At 55.1% G+C, this 16,845-nt stretch carries 15 protein-coding genes; 11 read left to right on the forward strand and 4 right to left on the reverse strand.

Going from position 1 to position 16,845, the window contains the following annotated elements; all coding sequences use genetic code 11:
* Positions 1–45 precede the first annotated feature (45 nt).
* The 8 genes from fusA to L5220_RS00235 all read left to right on the forward strand — a co-directional run bounded on the left by fusA (position 46) and on the right by L5220_RS00235 (position 10,186).
* Positions 46–2,121: an elongation factor G gene (gene fusA, locus L5220_RS00200; protein WP_448525451.1), complete on the forward strand. Its 2,076-nt coding sequence runs from the start codon at positions 46–48 to the stop codon at positions 2,119–2,121.
* A gap of 17 nt (positions 2,122–2,138) precedes the next feature.
* Positions 2,139–3,368: an elongation factor Tu gene (gene tuf, locus L5220_RS00205; protein ID WP_099798387.1), complete on the forward strand. Its 1,230-nt coding sequence runs from the start codon at positions 2,139–2,141 to the stop codon at positions 3,366–3,368.
* 86 nt (positions 3,369–3,454) lie between these two features.
* Positions 3,455–3,772 carry a 30S ribosomal protein S10 gene (rpsJ, locus tag L5220_RS00210; protein ID WP_099798386.1) on the forward strand — a complete coding sequence of 106 codons (318 nt, stop codon included), beginning with the start codon at positions 3,455–3,457 and terminating at the stop codon, positions 3,770–3,772.
* A 43-nt stretch (positions 3,773–3,815) separates the two neighbouring features.
* The gene (locus L5220_RS00215; RefSeq protein ID WP_499570877.1) at positions 3,816–5,591 is read left to right on the forward strand and encodes a M61 family metallopeptidase; all 1,776 of its coding nucleotides are present in this window, start codon (positions 3,816–3,818) and stop codon (positions 5,589–5,591) included.
* Positions 5,592–5,602: 11 nt separating this feature from the next.
* Positions 5,603–7,465 carry an excinuclease ABC subunit UvrC gene (uvrC, locus tag L5220_RS00220; RefSeq protein WP_499570879.1) on the forward strand — a complete coding sequence of 621 codons (1,863 nt, stop codon included), beginning with the start codon at positions 5,603–5,605 and terminating at the stop codon, positions 7,463–7,465.
* A 79-nt stretch (positions 7,466–7,544) separates the two neighbouring features.
* Complete coding sequence (gene psb29 / locus L5220_RS00225) at positions 7,545–8,216, forward strand: photosystem II biogenesis protein Psp29 (protein ID WP_499570881.1); 672 nt, start codon at positions 7,545–7,547, stop codon at positions 8,214–8,216.
* Positions 8,217–8,219: 3 nt separating this feature from the next.
* Complete coding sequence (locus tag L5220_RS00230) at positions 8,220–8,975, forward strand: HAD-IA family hydrolase (protein ID WP_499570883.1); 756 nt, start codon at positions 8,220–8,222, stop codon at positions 8,973–8,975.
* 11 nt (positions 8,976–8,986) lie between these two features.
* Positions 8,987–10,186: an NAD(P)/FAD-dependent oxidoreductase gene (locus tag L5220_RS00235; RefSeq protein ID WP_448513791.1), complete on the forward strand. Its 1,200-nt coding sequence runs from the start codon at positions 8,987–8,989 to the stop codon at positions 10,184–10,186.
* Here the strand turns inward: L5220_RS00235 and L5220_RS00240 are convergent.
* Positions 10,157–10,417, reverse strand: coding sequence for a calcium:cation antiporter family protein (locus tag L5220_RS00240; protein ID WP_499571437.1), 261 nt, complete (start codon positions 10,415–10,417; stop codon positions 10,157–10,159). The genes L5220_RS00235 and L5220_RS00240 overlap by 30 nt on opposite strands.
* 46 nt (positions 10,418–10,463) lie before the next feature.
* Positions 10,464–11,228, reverse strand: coding sequence for a calcium/proton exchanger (cax, locus tag L5220_RS00245; RefSeq protein ID WP_499570885.1), 765 nt, complete (start codon positions 11,226–11,228; stop codon positions 10,464–10,466).
* Between the two features lie 7 nt (positions 11,229–11,235).
* Between cax and folB the strand changes: the two genes are divergently transcribed.
* The 3 genes from folB to gcvT are packed head-to-tail and all read left to right on the forward strand — an operon-like array spanning position 11,236 to position 14,779.
* Positions 11,236–11,622 (forward strand): dihydroneopterin aldolase, encoded by a 387-nt coding sequence (gene folB / locus L5220_RS00250; RefSeq protein ID WP_499570887.1) that lies wholly within the window; start codon positions 11,236–11,238, stop codon positions 11,620–11,622.
* Positions 11,619–13,676, forward strand: a complete 2,058-nt coding sequence (locus tag L5220_RS00255) for a thioredoxin domain-containing protein (RefSeq protein ID WP_499570889.1) — start codon at positions 11,619–11,621, stop codon at positions 13,674–13,676. The genes folB and L5220_RS00255 overlap by 4 nt, the downstream gene beginning before the upstream one ends.
* 20 nt (positions 13,677–13,696) lie before the next feature.
* Positions 13,697–14,779: a glycine cleavage system aminomethyltransferase GcvT gene (gene gcvT / locus L5220_RS00260; RefSeq protein ID WP_499570891.1), complete on the forward strand. Its 1,083-nt coding sequence runs from the start codon at positions 13,697–13,699 to the stop codon at positions 14,777–14,779.
* On the opposite strand, the gene L5220_RS00265 is transcribed toward gcvT, so the two are convergent.
* Together L5220_RS00265 and L5220_RS00270 are read right to left on the reverse strand one after the other, a co-directional pair.
* On the reverse strand, positions 14,776–16,323 hold the full coding sequence (locus tag L5220_RS00265) for a YcjF family protein (RefSeq protein WP_499570893.1): 1,548 nt from the start codon (positions 16,321–16,323) through the stop codon (positions 14,776–14,778). The two genes, gcvT and L5220_RS00265, sit on opposite strands and share 4 nt — an antisense overlap.
* A 10-nt stretch (positions 16,324–16,333) precedes the next feature.
* Entirely contained in the window at positions 16,334–16,723 is a 390-nt protein-coding gene (locus L5220_RS00270) for a hypothetical protein (protein ID WP_099798378.1), read from the reverse strand.
* Positions 16,724–16,845 lie beyond the last annotated feature (122 nt).

Consider the following 16,845-nt stretch of genomic DNA (forward strand, 5'->3'; position numbering starts at 1 on the left):
ATTAGTTAAGAATTCTAACGCAATGCAACAAATAAGGAGGTAGCTGTGGCACGGACGACCCCGCTGGAGCGAGTGCGAAATATTGGGATTGCCGCTCACATTGATGCGGGTAAAACAACCACAACCGAGCGGATTCTATACTATTCCGGTGTGGTGCACAAAATTGGCGAAGTGCACGAGGGAAACACCGTGACCGACTGGATGGAACAAGAGCGGGAGCGGGGAATCACCATTACGGCAGCAGCCATCAGTACCTCTTGGAAAGATCACCAGATCAATATTATTGACACCCCTGGTCACGTGGACTTCACCATTGAAGTAGAGCGCTCCATGCGGGTGCTCGATGGGGTGATTGCCGTCTTTTGCTCTGTGGGCGGGGTGCAACCTCAGTCAGAAACCGTGTGGCGGCAAGCCGATCGCTACAACGTGCCGCGGATTGTTTTTGTCAACAAGATGGATCGGACTGGCGCAAACTTTTACAAAGTTTATAGCCAAATCCTTGATCGTCTGCGGGCAAACGCCGTTCCCATTCAACTGCCCATTGGCGCTGAAGATCAGTTTTTGGGGATTGTTGACCTCGTGCGGATGCGTGCCAAGATCTACAAAGATGACTTGGGCAAAGAAATTGAAGATACCGACATTCCTGAGGACATGGCAGAGCAGGTCGAAGAATTTCGTACCAAGCTAGTCGAAGCCGTGGCCGAAACCGACGATGTGTTGATGGAAAAATACCTCGAAGGGGAAGACCTCACAGAAGAGGAAATTCGCACTGCTTTGCGCAAAGGCACCATTAGTGGTGCTATTGTACCGATGCTCTGTGGCTCCGCCTTCAAGAATAAAGGCGTGCAACTGTTACTAGATGCGGTAGTGGATTATTTGCCTGCTCCCATCGATGTCCCCGCCATCAAAGGCCACTTGCCCGATGGTACCGAAGTAGAGCGAGCAGCGGATGATGATCAGCCCCTTGCGGCCTTGGCCTTTAAGATCATGGCGGATCCCTACGGCCGGCTAACCTTTGTGCGGGTCTATTCAGGGGTGCTCAAAAAAGGGAGCTACGTTCTCAACGCCACCAAAGGCAAGAAAGAGCGCATCTCTCGCTTGATTATCTTAAAAGCCGATGAGCGCATTGAAGTTGATGAGCTGCGCGCAGGGGATCTCGGTGCGGCCTTGGGCTTAAAAGATACCTTCACCGGTGACACCCTCTGTGACGAAAGCGCCCCTGTGATCCTAGAATCTCTATATGTGCCAGAACCCGTCATCTCTGTCGCTGTAGAGCCGAAAACCAAGCAGGACATGGAAAAACTCTCTAAAGCCTTGCAGTCCCTTGCGGAAGAAGATCCCACGTTCCGCGTGAGTGTGGATCCCGAAACCAACCAAACTGTGATTGCGGGGATGGGTGAGTTGCACCTTGAAATCCTTGTGGATCGGATGCAGCGGGAGTTCAAAGTGGAGGCAAACATCGGTCAGCCTCAGGTTGCCTATCGGGAAACCATCCGCAAGCCAACTCGCAGTGAAGGCAAGTTCATTCGTCAAAGTGGCGGTAAAGGTCAGTACGGCCATGTGGTGATTGAAGTTGAACCAGCGGAGCCTGGCACAGGCTTTGAGTTCGTCTCGAAAATTGTTGGTGGTGTAGTTCCCAAAGAGTACATCGCACCGGCGGAACAAGGGATGAAAGAGGCCTGTGAATCTGGCATCCTTGCGGGGTATCCCGTCATTGACCTCAAAGTCACCTTAGTCGATGGTTCCTATCACGACGTTGACTCGTCGGAAATGGCCTTCAAAATTGCTGGTTCCATGGCCATTAAAGAAGCGGTGATGAAAGCAAATCCGGTTCTGTTGGAGCCTATGATGAAGGTCGAGGTCGAGGTTCCAGAAGAATTCCTTGGGACAGTGATGGGGGATTTGATCTCCCGTCGTGGTCAAATTGAGGGGCAAACGGTGGACGGTGGCATTGCCAAGGTGACCGCCAAAGTCCCTCTCGAACGGATGTTTGGTTATGCCACTGATATCCGCTCGAATACCCAAGGTCGGGGAATTTTCTCGATGGAATTCAGCCATTACGAGGAAGTCCCCCGTAATGTGGCTGAGGCGATCATTGCCAAAAATAAAGGGAACGCATAGTCTATACGAGGAACAACATGGCACGCGCTAAATTTGAACGCACAAAACCCCACGTTAACATCGGTACCATTGGTCACGTTGACCATGGTAAAACCACGCTAACAGCAGCGATTACGATGACCTTGGCAGCACTGGGTCAGGCTGCTGCCCGCAAATACGATGAAATTGATGCGGCTCCGGAAGAGAAAGCTCGCGGGATTACCATCAATACCGCTCACGTTGAGTATGAAACCGAAAAACGCCACTATGCCCACGTGGACTGTCCTGGTCATGCCGACTACGTGAAAAACATGATCACGGGTGCGGCGCAGATGGATGGTGCCATTCTGGTGGTGGCAGCAACCGATGGGGCTATGCCTCAGACCAAGGAGCATATTCTGCTGGCACGGCAGGTGGGGGTTCCCAGCATCGTTGTCTTCCTGAACAAGGTGGATATGGTGGATGACGAAGAGCTGTTGGAACTGGTGGAATTGGAATTGCGGGAACTCCTGAGTGAGTACGAATTCCCTGGGGATGATATTCCGATTATTCGTGGTTCGGGGTTGAAGGCGCTTGAAGCAATGACCGCCAATCCGAAAACCACCCGGGGCGAAAATGAGTGGGTCGATAAAATTTACGAACTCATGGATGCTGTGGATGAATTTATTCCAACGCCACAGCGGGATGTGGATAAGCCCTTCCTGATGGCGGTTGAAGACGTGTTCTCGATTACGGGTCGCGGTACGGTGGCAACGGGTCGGATTGAGCGCGGTAAGATCAAAATCAATGAAACCGTTGAACTGGTTGGGCTGCGAGAAACTCGCTCCACCACAGTGACCGGTATTGAAATGTTCAAGAAGAGCTTGGACGAAGGGATCGCTGGGGACAACGCGGGTCTGCTGCTGCGGGGCCTGAAAAAGGAAGATGTGGAGCGGGGAATGGTGTTGGCCAAGCCCGGTTCTATTACGCCCCATACCCAGTTTGAAGGGGAAGTCTATATCCTTACCGATAAAGAGGGTGGGCGCAAAACTCCGTTCTTCGCTGGCTATCGCCCTCAGTTTTATGTGCGCACCACCGATGTGACCGGTACAATTACCTCCTTTACTGCTGATGATGGCAGTGAAGCAGAAATGGTGATGCCGGGCGATCGCATCAAGATGACCGTGGAACTGATTCAGCCCATTGCCATTGAGCAGGGGATGCGCTTTGCCATCCGTGAAGGGGGGCGTACCATCGGCGCCGGTGTTGTCTCGAAAATCCTGAAATAGCTGATGAAGAAGGCCGTTAGCTTCTGAAGTTTAGCGGCCTCTTTTGTGTCTTGTTCACTGAACCTTGAAAAATAACGGTCGTTTCTATGGCAACTCTACAACAGCAAAAAATTCGCATTCGTCTGAAGGCGTTTGATCATCGTTTACTCGATACGTCTTGCGAGCGCATTGTGGATACGGCTAAAAGAACAGGAGCTTCCCCAGTCGGCCCGATTCCGCTGCCGACGCGCCGCAAAGTTTACTGTGTGCTGCGATCGCCTCACGTTGACAAAGATTCCCGCGAACATTTTGAAACCCGCACCCATCGGCGCATCCTCGATATTTATCAGCCCTCCCCCAAAACCATCGATGCTCTGATGAAATTAGACTTACCTGCGGGTGTTGACATTGAGGTCAAACTCTAAGCAATGATAGGTGGGGCTTCTCAAGGTCGCTTAAACTAGGGGTATGACTCAGACGACGATTGACTCCTCCCTATCCCGAGGGTCGGTTCAGCCTCCGGCAGTTGCCTATTTCATTGATTGCCAGCAGGGGCATACCCATCTTTTACAGGTGACCTTACGGCTGACGGCACCGCAGAGTGATGTCTTAGCACTACACTTACCCGTTTGGACCCCCGGTTCTTACCTAGTACGGGAATACGCCCGCCATCTTGAGAGTTTTGCTGTTACCACTATCGATGGTGCGCCGCGGGAATGGTGGAAGTGCCGCAAAAATCAGTGGCAGGTGGCATGCTCTCCGGGGGAGGCGATCCAAGTGCGCTATGCCATCTATGCCCACGAGCTATCGGTACGCACCAATCATCTTGATCGCAGCCATGCCTACTTTAATCCTGCGGCGGTGTGCCTCTACGCTCCAGAGTATCGAGATCGTCCCCTGACGGTAACGGTGACAGCCCCGCCACATTGGCGGCTAACAACTCCCCTTGATCCTTGGGGAGAGGATCCTTTCACGGTTTGGGCGGCAAACTACGATCAGCTTGTCGATAGCCCCTTTGAAGTGGGGACGCACTCTGTTTATTATTTTGAGGTGGCAGGCAAACCCCACGAATTAGCGGTCTGGGGAGAGGGTAATTTTGAGCCAACGCGGGCGATCGCCGACCTTCAGCGCATTATCAGTACCGAAGCAGCGCTTTTGGGGGGGCTGCCCTACGATCGCTACGTGTTTATTTTGCACCTAACCCACAAGGGCTATGGCGGTCTAGAGCACGCGAACAGTTGCTCATTGTTGTTTGATCGCTTTGGGTTCCAGCAACCAGATCAGTATCGTCGTTTCCTTTGCTTGGTTGCCCACGAGTTTTTACACCTGTGGAATGTCAAGCGCATTCGTCCCCAAGCCCTAGCAGAGTTTGACTACGATAATGAGAACTACACCACCAGCCTCTGGTTTGTCGAAGGGGTAACCAGCTATCTAGATCAGCTGATTCCGCTGTGGGCGGGGGTGTTTGATGCCAGTCATTACCTGAAGCTCCTTGGGCAAAGTATTAACCGCTATCTCCAGACCCCCGGTCGCCACGTGCAGTCGTTGACAGCGGCTAGCTTTGATGCGTGGATTAAGCTCTATCGCCCCGACGAAAATAGCCTCAACTCCCAGATGTCTTACTACCTTAAGGGAGAACTTGTTGCCTTACTGTTGGATTTGCGCATTCGCCTCAACTTTAACCATCAGCGCTCCCTTGTGGATGTACTGCGGCGATTGTGGCAGCAGTTCTGTGACACCCAAGCCGGTTATACCCCCGACGAGCTATGGCAGACCATTGAAACGGTAGCGGATGAAAACTTAGAGAGCTGGCGGCAGGCGTTCCTCGACGGTACCGATGACCTGCCCCTAGGGGATTGGCTCAGCCAAGTGGGGTTGGAGTTGGTGGCACAAGACGCCCTCCCCTACACCGGTTTACAGTTTAAGCAAGACAGGGGAGCACTGCACATCAAAGCTGTGCTGCGCCACTCCCCAGCGGAAGCCTTAGGGTTAGTGCCCGGAGACGAAATGATTGCCCTCAATGGTTGGCGGGTACAGGGGGAGGAGTGGTCAGACTACCTCCGCGAGTGTCAGGTAGGGCAAGCCGTTGAGGTAACGTGGTGTCATGATCAACGATTGCACTCGGGCACCCTTGTGCTAGAACCGCCCCAGCCCCACTACCAGCTGCGGTGCAGTGCCCAGGCAACGCCAGAGCAGCGTGCCCACCTCGAGGCATGGCTGGGAACAACGGCTCAGAATCTCTAAGGGGAGCGGCGATGCTTGATCCGTTGATCAAAGATCGCGATCGCCTCGATCAGGTACTGCGGCAGATTCCCCTAGAGCCGGGGGTTTATTTGCTCAAGGACAACACCGATCAAATTATTTACATTGGCAAGTCCAAACGGTTGCGATCGCGGGTGCGCTCTTACTTCCGTCAACCGGCGCAGCTTGGGTCGCGCTTAGAACTCATGGTCTATCAGGTGGCAGATATTGAGTATATCGTCACCGACACAGAAGCCGAAGCCCTTGCCCTAGAAGCTAATTTAATTAAGCAACACCAGCCCCACTTTAACGTGTTGCTCAAGGACGATAAAAAATATCCCTACGTTTGCATTACTTGGTCAGACCCCTATCCCCGCATTTTTATTACCCGTAAGCGGCACGTAGGTGCCCCCGGCGATCGCTACTATGGTCCCTACGTAGATAGCCAACGGCTGCGCCAAACCCTCGCCTTAGTCAAACGGTTGTTTCCGCTACGGCAGCGCCCGCGTCCCTTGTTTAAGGATCGCCCCTGTCTCAACTATGATATGGGGCGGTGTCCGGGGGTCTGCCAAGGACTCATTTCCCCCCAAGAGTATCGGCAAACCCTCCACAAGGTGGCGATGATTTTTCAAGGCCGCACCGGCGAACTGGTGGCACACCTGCAAGAGCAGATGCACCAAGCGGCTGAGGTCATGAACTTTGAACTGGCGGCGCGGCTGCGGGATCAAATTCGCGGTCTGGAGTCGTTGGGGGTGGATCAAAAGGTTGCCTTGCCAGATGATACGGTGTCTCGCGATGCCATTGCCCTAGCCCACGACGATCGCCATGCCGCCATTCAACTGTTTCAAATTCGCGGCGGGCGGTTGGTGGGGCGTTTAGGCTTTTTGGCCGACGCCCAGAGCGGCTCTGCTGCGGCGATTCTACAACGGGTGCTAGAAGAGCACTATGCCCACGTCGAAGCGGTGGAGATCCCCAGTGAAATTCTGTTGCAGTATCCCCTAGGGGAGCCAGACCCCTTACAGGCCTACCTCAGCCAAAAAAAAGGGCGGCGAGTGACCCTCACGGTTCCCCAGCGCCAAGGCAAAGCTGAACTGATTGAGATGGTGCAGCGCAATGCCCAACTTGAGCTACAGCGGATTCAACAGGCTGGCGATCGCACCCAAGCGGCTCTTGCCGATGTGGCCGCTCTCCTCAATCTAGCGACCTTGCCCCATCGCATTGAAGGCTATGACATTTCCCATATTCAAGGGGCGGATGCCGTGGCATCGCGGGTCGTCTTTATCGATGGCTTGCCCGCTAAGCAACACTATCGTCACTACACCATTCGCCATCCTGAGGTCACCCTTGGCCACTCCGACGATTTTGCCAGCCTCGCAGAAGTGTTGCAACGCCGCTTTGCCCCCTATACTCAGACCGATGCACCCCCACCTGACCCTGAGGATTGGCCGGATGTGATTCTCATTGATGGTGGTAAAGGCCAGCTTGCGGCGGTCATTAACGTCCTTGAACCGCTGGGAATTCTCGAGGATTTAACGGTCATTAGCTTGGCAAAACAGCGGGAGGAGATTTTTTGCCCCGGGGCCCGCCACCCCCTTGCCGCAGACCCCGAGCAGCCGGGGGTGCAACTGCTGCGCCGCGTGCGGGATGAGGCGCACCGCTTTGCCCTAAACTTTCATCGCCAAAAACGCGCCCAGCGCCAGCGGCGATCGCACCTCGATCAGATTCCCGGTTTGGGGCATCAACGGCAAAAAGAGTTGTTAGCTACCTTTCGCTCTATTGACTATATTCGCATGGCCACCCCAGAACAATTGGCTCAGGTGCATGGGGTTGGTCCACGGTTAGCCGAAAAAATTCACCGCTACTTTCATCCCTCGTGAGCTGTGGCGGCTGTTGACCCTGCTGCTACCGCTAAGGGATAATGGTAAAGATTCATAACATTTTTGTGACCCCAAGCTTGTGCAAACTCCCCGAACGGTTTCTGATACTAAACGCGCGTTTTACGCAGCGCACACTCGCCCCATTCACTCCATCTATCGCCGATTCATTGAGGAATTACTGGTGGAGCTTCACCTGCTGCGGGTCAATGTTGAGTTTCGCTATTCCCCGCTGTTTGCCCTAGGGGTTGTTTCAGCCTACGAGCAATTTATGGAGGGCTACCGCCCCGAGGGCGATCGCGCCAATATTTTTGAAGCACTGTGCCGCGCCGAGGAGCTAGATTCCCAACAACTCCAAGCGGATGCCGCCAGTTGGCAACAGTATCAGGGGTGGGCCCTACAGCAGATCATTGAGCAACTCCAGAGCGAACAGGTGGGTGCTCCCCTGAGTTCCCTCAAAGAAGACGGCAAATATAGCCGCTTGTTGGCGATCGGCCTCTATGGGTTCCTACAGCAGTTGGCCGGAGACCTCACCAGCAACCTCAACGACACCTTAGACCAACTGGCTCCCGTCATCAGCCTCCCTATCGAAAAAGTGAAAAGAGACCTTGAACTCTATCGCAGTAACTTAGAAAAGATGAGTCAAGCCCGTAGCTTAATGCAGGAGCTAGTTGAGCAAGAACGCAAGCGACGCGCCAGTGTTGAGCCAGCACCCACGGATAGGATTGACACCAGCTCCGATGCACCCGCTTAAGCCGTGATCGCCTTACCTACCCCCACCTTAATTGCCCTAGATGCCGTCGGCACTCTCTTTGGCCTAAAGGAATCCGTCGGTGCCGTATATGCCCGCTTTGCTGCCAAGGGGGGCGTAAACGTCAGTGCCGCTGCCCTCGATCAAGCATTCTTTAGCGCCTTTCAGGCGGCTCCTCCCTGTGCCTTTGCGCACGTAGCAGCAGCGGATCGTCCAAGGGCTGAGTTTGCGTGGTGGCAAGCCGTGGCCGCCGATACCTTTGCCCGCGCTGGTGTGCTAGACCAGTTTGAGGATTTCCGTGGCTTTTTTGCACCGGTGTTTAGCTACTACGCCACTGCGGCGCCGTGGCACCTGTACCCTGAGGTGTCCACCGTTCTGGAATTATGGCATCAGCAGGGCATTCCCCTTGTTATCATCTCCAACTTTGATAGCCGCCTGTACGGTCTGCTAAAGCAGTTAGGACTCGCTCCCTTTTTCAGCGCCGTTGTTATCTCCAGTGAGGTGGGGGCTGCTAAGCCGGATCCGGCTATCTTTGAGCGGGCGATCGCCCCCTACGGCATTCCCCCGCAGCAGGCATGGCACATTGGCGACAGTTGGCAGGATGATGTCTTGGGTGCCCAAGCTGCACAATTACAGCCCATCTGGCTGCGTCGCGCTACCCGTCTGTTGCCGGATAGCGGGATCGAGCACCCAAACAGCGTTGTGCAAATTACCGACCTCAGGGAATTGAACGCTATACTGGGCTGTAGCGCTACATCTTGATCGGAACACCCGTGACTCAACAAATTTGTATTCTCGGCGGTGGGTTTGGTGGCCTTTACACGGCTCTTCGTCTCAGTCAATTACCGTGGGACACGCCACCGCGCCTAACCCTTGTGGATCAGCACGATCGCTTTGTCTTTACCCCCCTGCTCTACGAATTGCTGACGGGGGAGCTACAGGCTTGGGAAATTGCGCCTCCCTTTGTGGAAGTGCTCAAGGATACCCCCGTTATTTTTCATCAAGCCACGGTCACCGCAATTGATCTAAGTGCGAAAACCGTGCAGTGCAACGACACCCAAGTCATCCCTTATACCGCCTTAGTGCTGGCACTGGGGGGCGACACGCCGCATAATACCGTTCCTGGGGTCAGGGACTATGCCCTCACCTTTCGTACCTTAGCCGATGCCTATCGGTTGGAAGAACAACTGCGCCTGCGGGAGCAATCTAGCACTGACAAAATCCGCGTTGTGGTGGTTGGCGCGGGCCCCAGTGGTGTGGAACTGGCCTGCAAGCTAGCGGAACGCCTTGGCAGTCGGGGGCGCATTCGCTTAGTGGATCGCAACACCGACATTCTTAAAGCCTCGCCCGAGTTTAATCGTAAAGCTGCCTTGGCGGCGCTGGAAGACCGCGGCGTTTGGATTGATTTGGAAACCACCCCTGTAGCGGTTCACCCCAGTGCCATTGCCCTTCAGTACAAAGACCGGGTGGATGAGCTGCCCGTGGATATTGTGCTGTGGACCGTGGGCACGGCTGTCTCTCCCCTGATTGCCAACCTAGAGTTACCCAAAACCGCCAGTGGCCGCCTAGAGGTGACCCCCACCCTACAAGTGGTGGATCATCCAGAGATATTTGCCCTTGGGGATGCCGCCGATGCCATTGATGAGCAGGGGCAGGTGCTTCCCCATACAGCCCAAGCAGCCTTTCAGCAGGCCGACTATGCCGCTTGGAATCTCTGGGCGAGCTTGAGCGATCGCCCCCTGTTACCCTTGCGCTACTCCCACTTGGGCGAAATGCTAACCCTAGGCACCGATCGCGCCGCCCTCTCAGGGCTGGGCCTCACCTTGGATGGCCCCCTTGCCTACCTAGCGCGCCGTCTTACCTATCTCTACCGGATGCCCACCCTCGAGCACCAACTCAAAGTCGGTCTTAACTGGGTGACACGTCCCCTCATCGAGATCGTCTCAGGGGTGGATAAAGAAGGCTACCGCTAACACTAAGTAAGTCATCAGTAGCAGCACCCCCTCCAGCCAGTTAGTGGCACCATCATTGCTAATGGAGTTGGTGATCATTACTGCGGCAACCACCGCCACCAGTTCAAAGAAGTTAAAACTCAAGTTCATCTGCGGCTGACCCAAGAGCCACCCAACCAACACCAGCACGGGTGCCACAAACAAACTGATCTGTAAGCTGGAGCCAATGGCGACTGCCACGGCCCCTTCCATGCGGTTATTGAGAGAAAACTTAACGCAGGTAATGAACTCCACCACGCTACTGAAAAATGAGAAACACCCCCGTAAAAAGCTGGGTTAGCCCCACTTCTGTAATTGCTTCCTGAAGGCTGTCCACCAACACATCAGACACAAAAACCAAGAGAATGGTACCTCCTAACAGAATGCCAATCTGAAGCTTGAGATTGACTGCCGCTTCAGGTTCATGGGTCTCAACACCGGCCACCTCATTGAGTAAGTACAGGTGACGGTGGGTTTTCATAGAAAACAGCAGCATTAACCCGTAGAACACCAGCAAAAGAATGGCCGCCGCATAGGAGAAGTGATCGACCCGTTGCAGCGACACCCCCGGGGCAGCGGCTTGAATGGCAGTGGGGGTCATCAGCACAATCAGCGCCAAGGTGAGAGAGGAGGCATTAATGCGGGCAACCGCCACCGAAAACTGCTGCTCACGAAACCGCAGTCCGCCAGCGAGGATGGCCAGCCCCAAGCCAAGGAGTAAGTTGGCAATAATCGAACCGCTTAAGCTGGCCTTAACCACCTCTGCCAAGCCCTGCCGCAGTGCCACGATCGCAATAATCATTTCCGTGACATTGCCAAAGGTGGCGTTGAGCAGGCCACCGAGGGTTGGGCCAATCACCTCTGAGATAGCTTCCGTAGCGTTGGCAATCCAGGCCGCGAGGGGCACAATGGCTAAGCCACTGATGATAAAGCTCACCATAGGCGGCAGTTTGAAGATAAAGTTTAAGAGGGCAATAGGGACGAAGATCAGTAACCCGAGGAGAATTTTTTGCTGCATTGTCATGGATAGAATGCCCTCAACGAAAAAACATCAGGATTGCTTACACCTCTCAGGAATTCGCTGCTATGGTTATACTGGTGCATTACCAGAAGAACAAATTCTCGGGCAGTGGTTTGAAATTGATATTAGGCTCTGGTTTGATATGACACAACCGGCCGAAACGGATTGTCTGGCGGATACCCTTGACTACCGTCCTCTGCTCGCGGCTATTACCGAGCTGATGCAGCAGCAGCGATTTCATCTGATCGAGACCTTGGCCACCGCCATTGTTGACCTTTGCTTGAGGCCCGATCACGTGCAGCGAGCGGCCATCCGGGTGACCAAACTAGCCCCCCCTGTGCCTAACTTTACCGGACAGATTAGTGTAGAACTGGAGCGCGATCGCCAAGCCCCATGACAAATCGCCTTGCCCAATGCCAAAGCCTTTACCTGCGCAAGCACGCCGAGAACCCGATTGACTGGTGGCCCTGGGGGGAAGCGGCTCTGGCCAAAGCGGCCGCCGAAGATCGGGTGATTTTTCTGTCTATCGGCTACTCCAGTTGCCACTGGTGCACCGTCATGGAGGGAGAAGCATTCTCGGATTTAGAGATTGCGGCCTATCTCAATCAGTACTTTCTGCCGATTAAGGTGGATCGCGAAGAGCGCCCAGATATTGACAGCCTGTATATGCACGCCCTGCAATTGATGACGGGGCAGGGGGGATGGCCCCTGAATATTTTTTTAACACCGCAGGATTGCCGCCCTTTTTATGGGGGTACCTATTTCCCGCTGCAACCTCGCTACGGGCGACCTGGTTTTTTGCAAGTGCTGCACGCGGTACGGCGGTTTTACGATGAACAGAAAGAGAAGCTAGCGGCGCAGCAGGCAACGCTGTGGCAATACCTAGCACCGACCACCGACCTCTCACCAGAGCTAGAGCTGAATCGTGATCTGTTGTGCTCCGGCATCCACCAAACTATGCCAATTCTTGAGGAGCGCCCCCACGGCACCTGTTTTCCCATGATTCCCTATGCCCAAGCGCTGTTACAGGGAGTGGCGGTGAGTTCTGAGGCAGCGAGGCTGGAGGGGCTGTGCCGCCAACGGGGCACCTCGCTCCTTTTGGGGGGAATTTACGACCATGTGGGGGGCGGCTGGCATCGCTACACGGTTGATCCCCAATGGACGGTGCCGCACTTTGAAAAGATGCTCTACGACAATGGCCAGATCATCACGTACCTAGCTCGTCTCTGGCAGCAGGGCGATCGCCACCCCCACATCCCCTATGCCATTGCCCAAACGGTGCAGTGGCTTGACCGCGAAATGACGGCACCCCAAGGCTACTTCTATGCGGCGCAGGATGCCGATAGTTTCCGCTCAGCAGTGGATTCAGAACCGGAGGAAGGGGCATTTTACTGCTGGGACTACGGCGAACTGACAGCGCACTTATCCCCTGAGGAATTGAGCCAACTGCAAAGGGACTTTGAGATCACGCCTGAAGGAAATTTTGAGGGCAAGATTGTCTTGAAGGCTCGCCATCGCAGGGAGGATCCGGCGGCGATCGCCCCCGTCCTCGATACGCTGTTTGCCCTTCGCTATGGGGCGGCTACCCCTAAAGATCGGTCTATGCCTGTGGCCACGGATAACCGCACCGCTAAGGGGCAGCCATGGCTAGGGCGCATTCCCCCTGTCACCGATACCAAGATGATCCTCGCTTGGAATAGCCTGATGATTACCGGCTTGGCCACGGCGGCCTTGGTCTGGCAGCATCAGGGGTACTGGCAGCGAGCCGTACGCGCCGCCCAGTGGCTCCACCAGCATCAGTTACAGGGCAATCAACTCTATCGCTTGAACTATGGTGGCGCGGTGGCAGAAATAGCGCAAGCGGAAGACTATGCCTATTGGATTCAGGCACTGCTTACTTTGCACCAAGCCAGTCTGGTTTTGGGGGACGCCGCGACCCCGTGGTTAGAGCTTGCCTGTGACTATCAGGATCGATTTGATCAGCACCTAGGGGCGGCGGATGGGGGGTACTACAATGCCCCTGAGCGACCCGATTTAATTCTGCGGCAGCGCGAGGGAATTGATCAGGCCACCCCTTCAGCCAATGGGGTGGCGATCGCCAACTTGGTGCAGCTTTTTCTGCTGACCGACAACCCGGCCTATTTAACCAAAGCGGAGACGAGCCTACGCTACTTTGGCGCGTTACTCAAGGACTCTCCCCAAAGTTGTCCCAGCCTGCTTGCAGCCTTGCAGTGGTATCTGTACCCTGTCAGTCTTCAGATCCGTGCCGAAACAATGGATCAGGTGTCTGGCTACTGGCTACCCACGGCTGTGCTAAAACTGCGGGAACGGCTGAGCGAGGGCGAGCCGCAGCCCCTTGCCTTGGTTTGCGAAGGCCTGCGCTGTCGAGAACCGGCCTTTACCCTAGAGCAACTCCATACTCACCTAGCTACCCTCTATCTACACCATTGAATGCTAGTTCCAAGGTTTGCATGACTGACACGTTACGCCGCACACCGCTATTTTCCCAACACCAAGCCCTGAACGCCCGCTTTACCCCTTTTGGCGAGTGGGAGATGCCCCTACAGTACAGCAGCATTTTGCAAGAGCACCATGCCGTGCGTCAGCGAGTGGGGATGTTCGACATTTCCCACATGGGTAAGTTTCTTTTACACGGGGCTGGGGTGCACGCGGCTCTGCAAACCCTCGTGCCCACGGATCTGAGCCGCCTCCGTGCCGGCCAGGCCAAATATACGGTGCTGCTCAATGAGGCGGGGGGGATTGTCGATGATGTGATTCTCTACATTGAGGAGGCAGCGGTACGCTGTATTGTTAATGCGGCAACAGCGGCCAAGGATATGGCGTGGTTGCGCCGCTATTTACCGCCTGAGTGTGAAATCGTTGATGAATCGGCCACTAAGGTGCTACTAGCCGTCCAAGGGCCAGCAGCAACAGCCACCCTTGATCCCCTCTGTGCAGACTCCCTAGCCCCCCTTAAACCCTATCGCCACCGGGCGGTGAAGATATTGGGTCAGCCCGCTTGGGTGGCACGGACAGGGTACACCGGTGAAGATGGCGTTGAAATTCTGGTGGACAGCGACACGGGTGAGCGCCTTTGGCAAGCCCTTTTAGAGGCGGGAGTGACTCCCTGTGGCTTAGGCGCGCGGGATACCCTGCGCCTAGAGGCGGCGATGCTGCTCTATGGTCAGGATATGGACGAGGAGACCACCCCCCTAGAAGCGGGGTTAGAGTGGCTCATTGATTGGCAAAAACGTACCTTTGTGGGGCGCGAGGCGCTATCACGGCAAAAGCAGGAGGGAATTGAACGCCAATTGGTGGGGCTAGAACTGCAAGGAAAGGGGATTGCCCGCCACGATTACCCTATCTACTGGCAAGCACAGGCGGTTGGTAAGGTCACCAGTGGCACCCTCTCGCCTACACTGGGCAATGCGATCGCCCTAGGGTATGTCTTTCCTGAGTTTGCTAATGTGGGGCGTGAACTGACAGTGCAGGTGCGCGATCGCCACGTCCCTGCGGTTGTGGTGCCACGCCCCTTTTACCGTCGCCCTCGCTAATCCTCGGCCATGGGGTCTTCTTGGGGGAGCTTGAAGGACTCTGGAATGACTTGCCCAAGCTGAGCGGGTAAGCGGGCGATCGCCTGCTGAATAAACGACTGGATAAATTCATCCCGCCGATTCAACTGAAACTGTTCCTGCACCACCTCACTAATGCCGCCATCGCCCCAGTCTTGATTGTGGCGGAAGTATTCAATAAAGCTTTTACCCGCAATGCGCGTCAGGTAAGCTGCCGTAATACTCTGCACCGCTTTGCCAATCACCATTCCGCCCACGCTGAGCTGGAGTGCTGTGGCAATTAAATCCATCGCTCCTTTGACAATGCCAAGGCTCGCCAAGGTCTTGCCCAAGGAAAGGGCTAGCTCGCGGGCGCGATCGCGATTGAGGTCGCACCCATAAACTGTGCCAATTTCCATTACCATTTGCGCATTGACCGCTGCCGCCGCTAGTAAATCAACCACAGGAATTGGGGTCACACAAACCACGCCAGCGCCAATCCACTGATAGCGCTCCACCACCTTATCTGCCTGTCGTCGCCGCTGCTGATCAATAATTTTGCGGGCTTGCTCCCCGAGGCGCTGTGATTGCAAGAGGATATTATCGGCCACTAGATCATCCCCTTCCTCCCGTAGAACCGCGGTGATGCGGCGAATGAGGGGCAAAATGTGTGGTTCTGGCTCCAGCCACTCCCCTGTGGGTAAGCGCACAGGCTGCGGATGGGCGGCAATCCCCACCACATCTTCCGGGGGAATGAGGCCCCTGACCCGCTGCCGTAAATGTTTCAGCAGCGCCAGTTGATCAGCTTCTGAGCGCAAGTCCATTTTGTTGAGCACCAGTAGCGATCGCTTGCCCATTTCCACCAAATTCACCAGCGGGGTATATTCCGACTGCCGCAGATCATCGTCTAGCACAAATAGCAGCAGATCAGCCTCGGCGGCCAGTTGCCGCGCCATCTGTTCGCGGTAGGTGCCAGCCACCCCCGCTTCTAGAATTCCGGGAGTGTCGGTAATCACAATCTCTTGATCCGTATAGGGCAGCCAAAACTGGTAGGTTTGCCCCACCTCAGTGGTGCCCATGGTGGGGGCAACCTCGCCAACCATCTCCCCAATCAGGGCATTGACCAAGGAGGTTTTGCCCGCAGACCCAGTGCCAAAAACTACCAGCCGCAATTCTTGGCGATGAAACTCGTCCTCTAGCTCACGAGCGCGGTCTAGCAAGGCTTGCCGTGCCACTTCGTCTTCAATTTGGCTAAGTTGTTGCCGTAGTGCTTTCAGGTTTTCGGCGGCGGCATCTGTTTTGGCCGCTGGCACCTGAAAGGTGGGCGATCGCCGTCCTTTGCGATTCAGCAAGTACAGATAACGAAAGAAAACGTAGAGCAGCCCCCCCAGCAGGCCAATCAGCAGTAACAGTAAAATATTGGCTAAGAACGGTGTCGTAAACGCTACCTGAATGTAGAGCCAATGCAACGCTGTCACAAGCCAGAGCATTAGCCCCAGAATGACACCCAGACCAAGGATGAGCCAAAACCAGCGTGCAGGGGTCATCGCAGCAGACTTAGGGCAAGTACTTCGTCAGCCGACTCAGCAGCGGCACCTCAAGGGAACGCCCCCGCCATAGCCGCACCATCAGCCAAACATTCAGCAGAAAGTACCCCGACCCCCACACACTATTGGCCAAGAGCACCACCCCGTGGGGGATCGAAGATAGTTCCGTCGCTGCCGCTGCCCCATTCAGCAGACCATACCCCAGCACCCAGACCACGGCCATCAGCACCGCTAAGCGACTGACTCGCCGGGCATGGCGATCGCCACTGCGCTGGCTCAACTGCCACAGAGCTGGAATCACGCCAAAAATGGGCAGCAGATAGACAAACAACCACAATCGCTGCAACGTGGGATTTGTAAACGCCTCGCGATCGACGGGTTCAAAGACAGGCGGCTCCATCAAAAACCTCCGAGGTACCCCACCTATGCTATGCCGTTAGGGATTCAGGGCAGGACGTATGAGCGCAACAACGGTGGTGCATCCTTCAATCCTTCAGCTTTTTGATCTTAGCGAATTGGGGA

The sequence above is a fragment of the Synechococcus sp. PCC 6716 genome, from assembly GCF_022570815.1.
In the GTDB taxonomy this organism is placed as follows: domain Bacteria; phylum Cyanobacteriota; class Cyanobacteriia; order Thermosynechococcales; family Thermosynechococcaceae; genus Thermosynechococcus; species Thermosynechococcus lividus.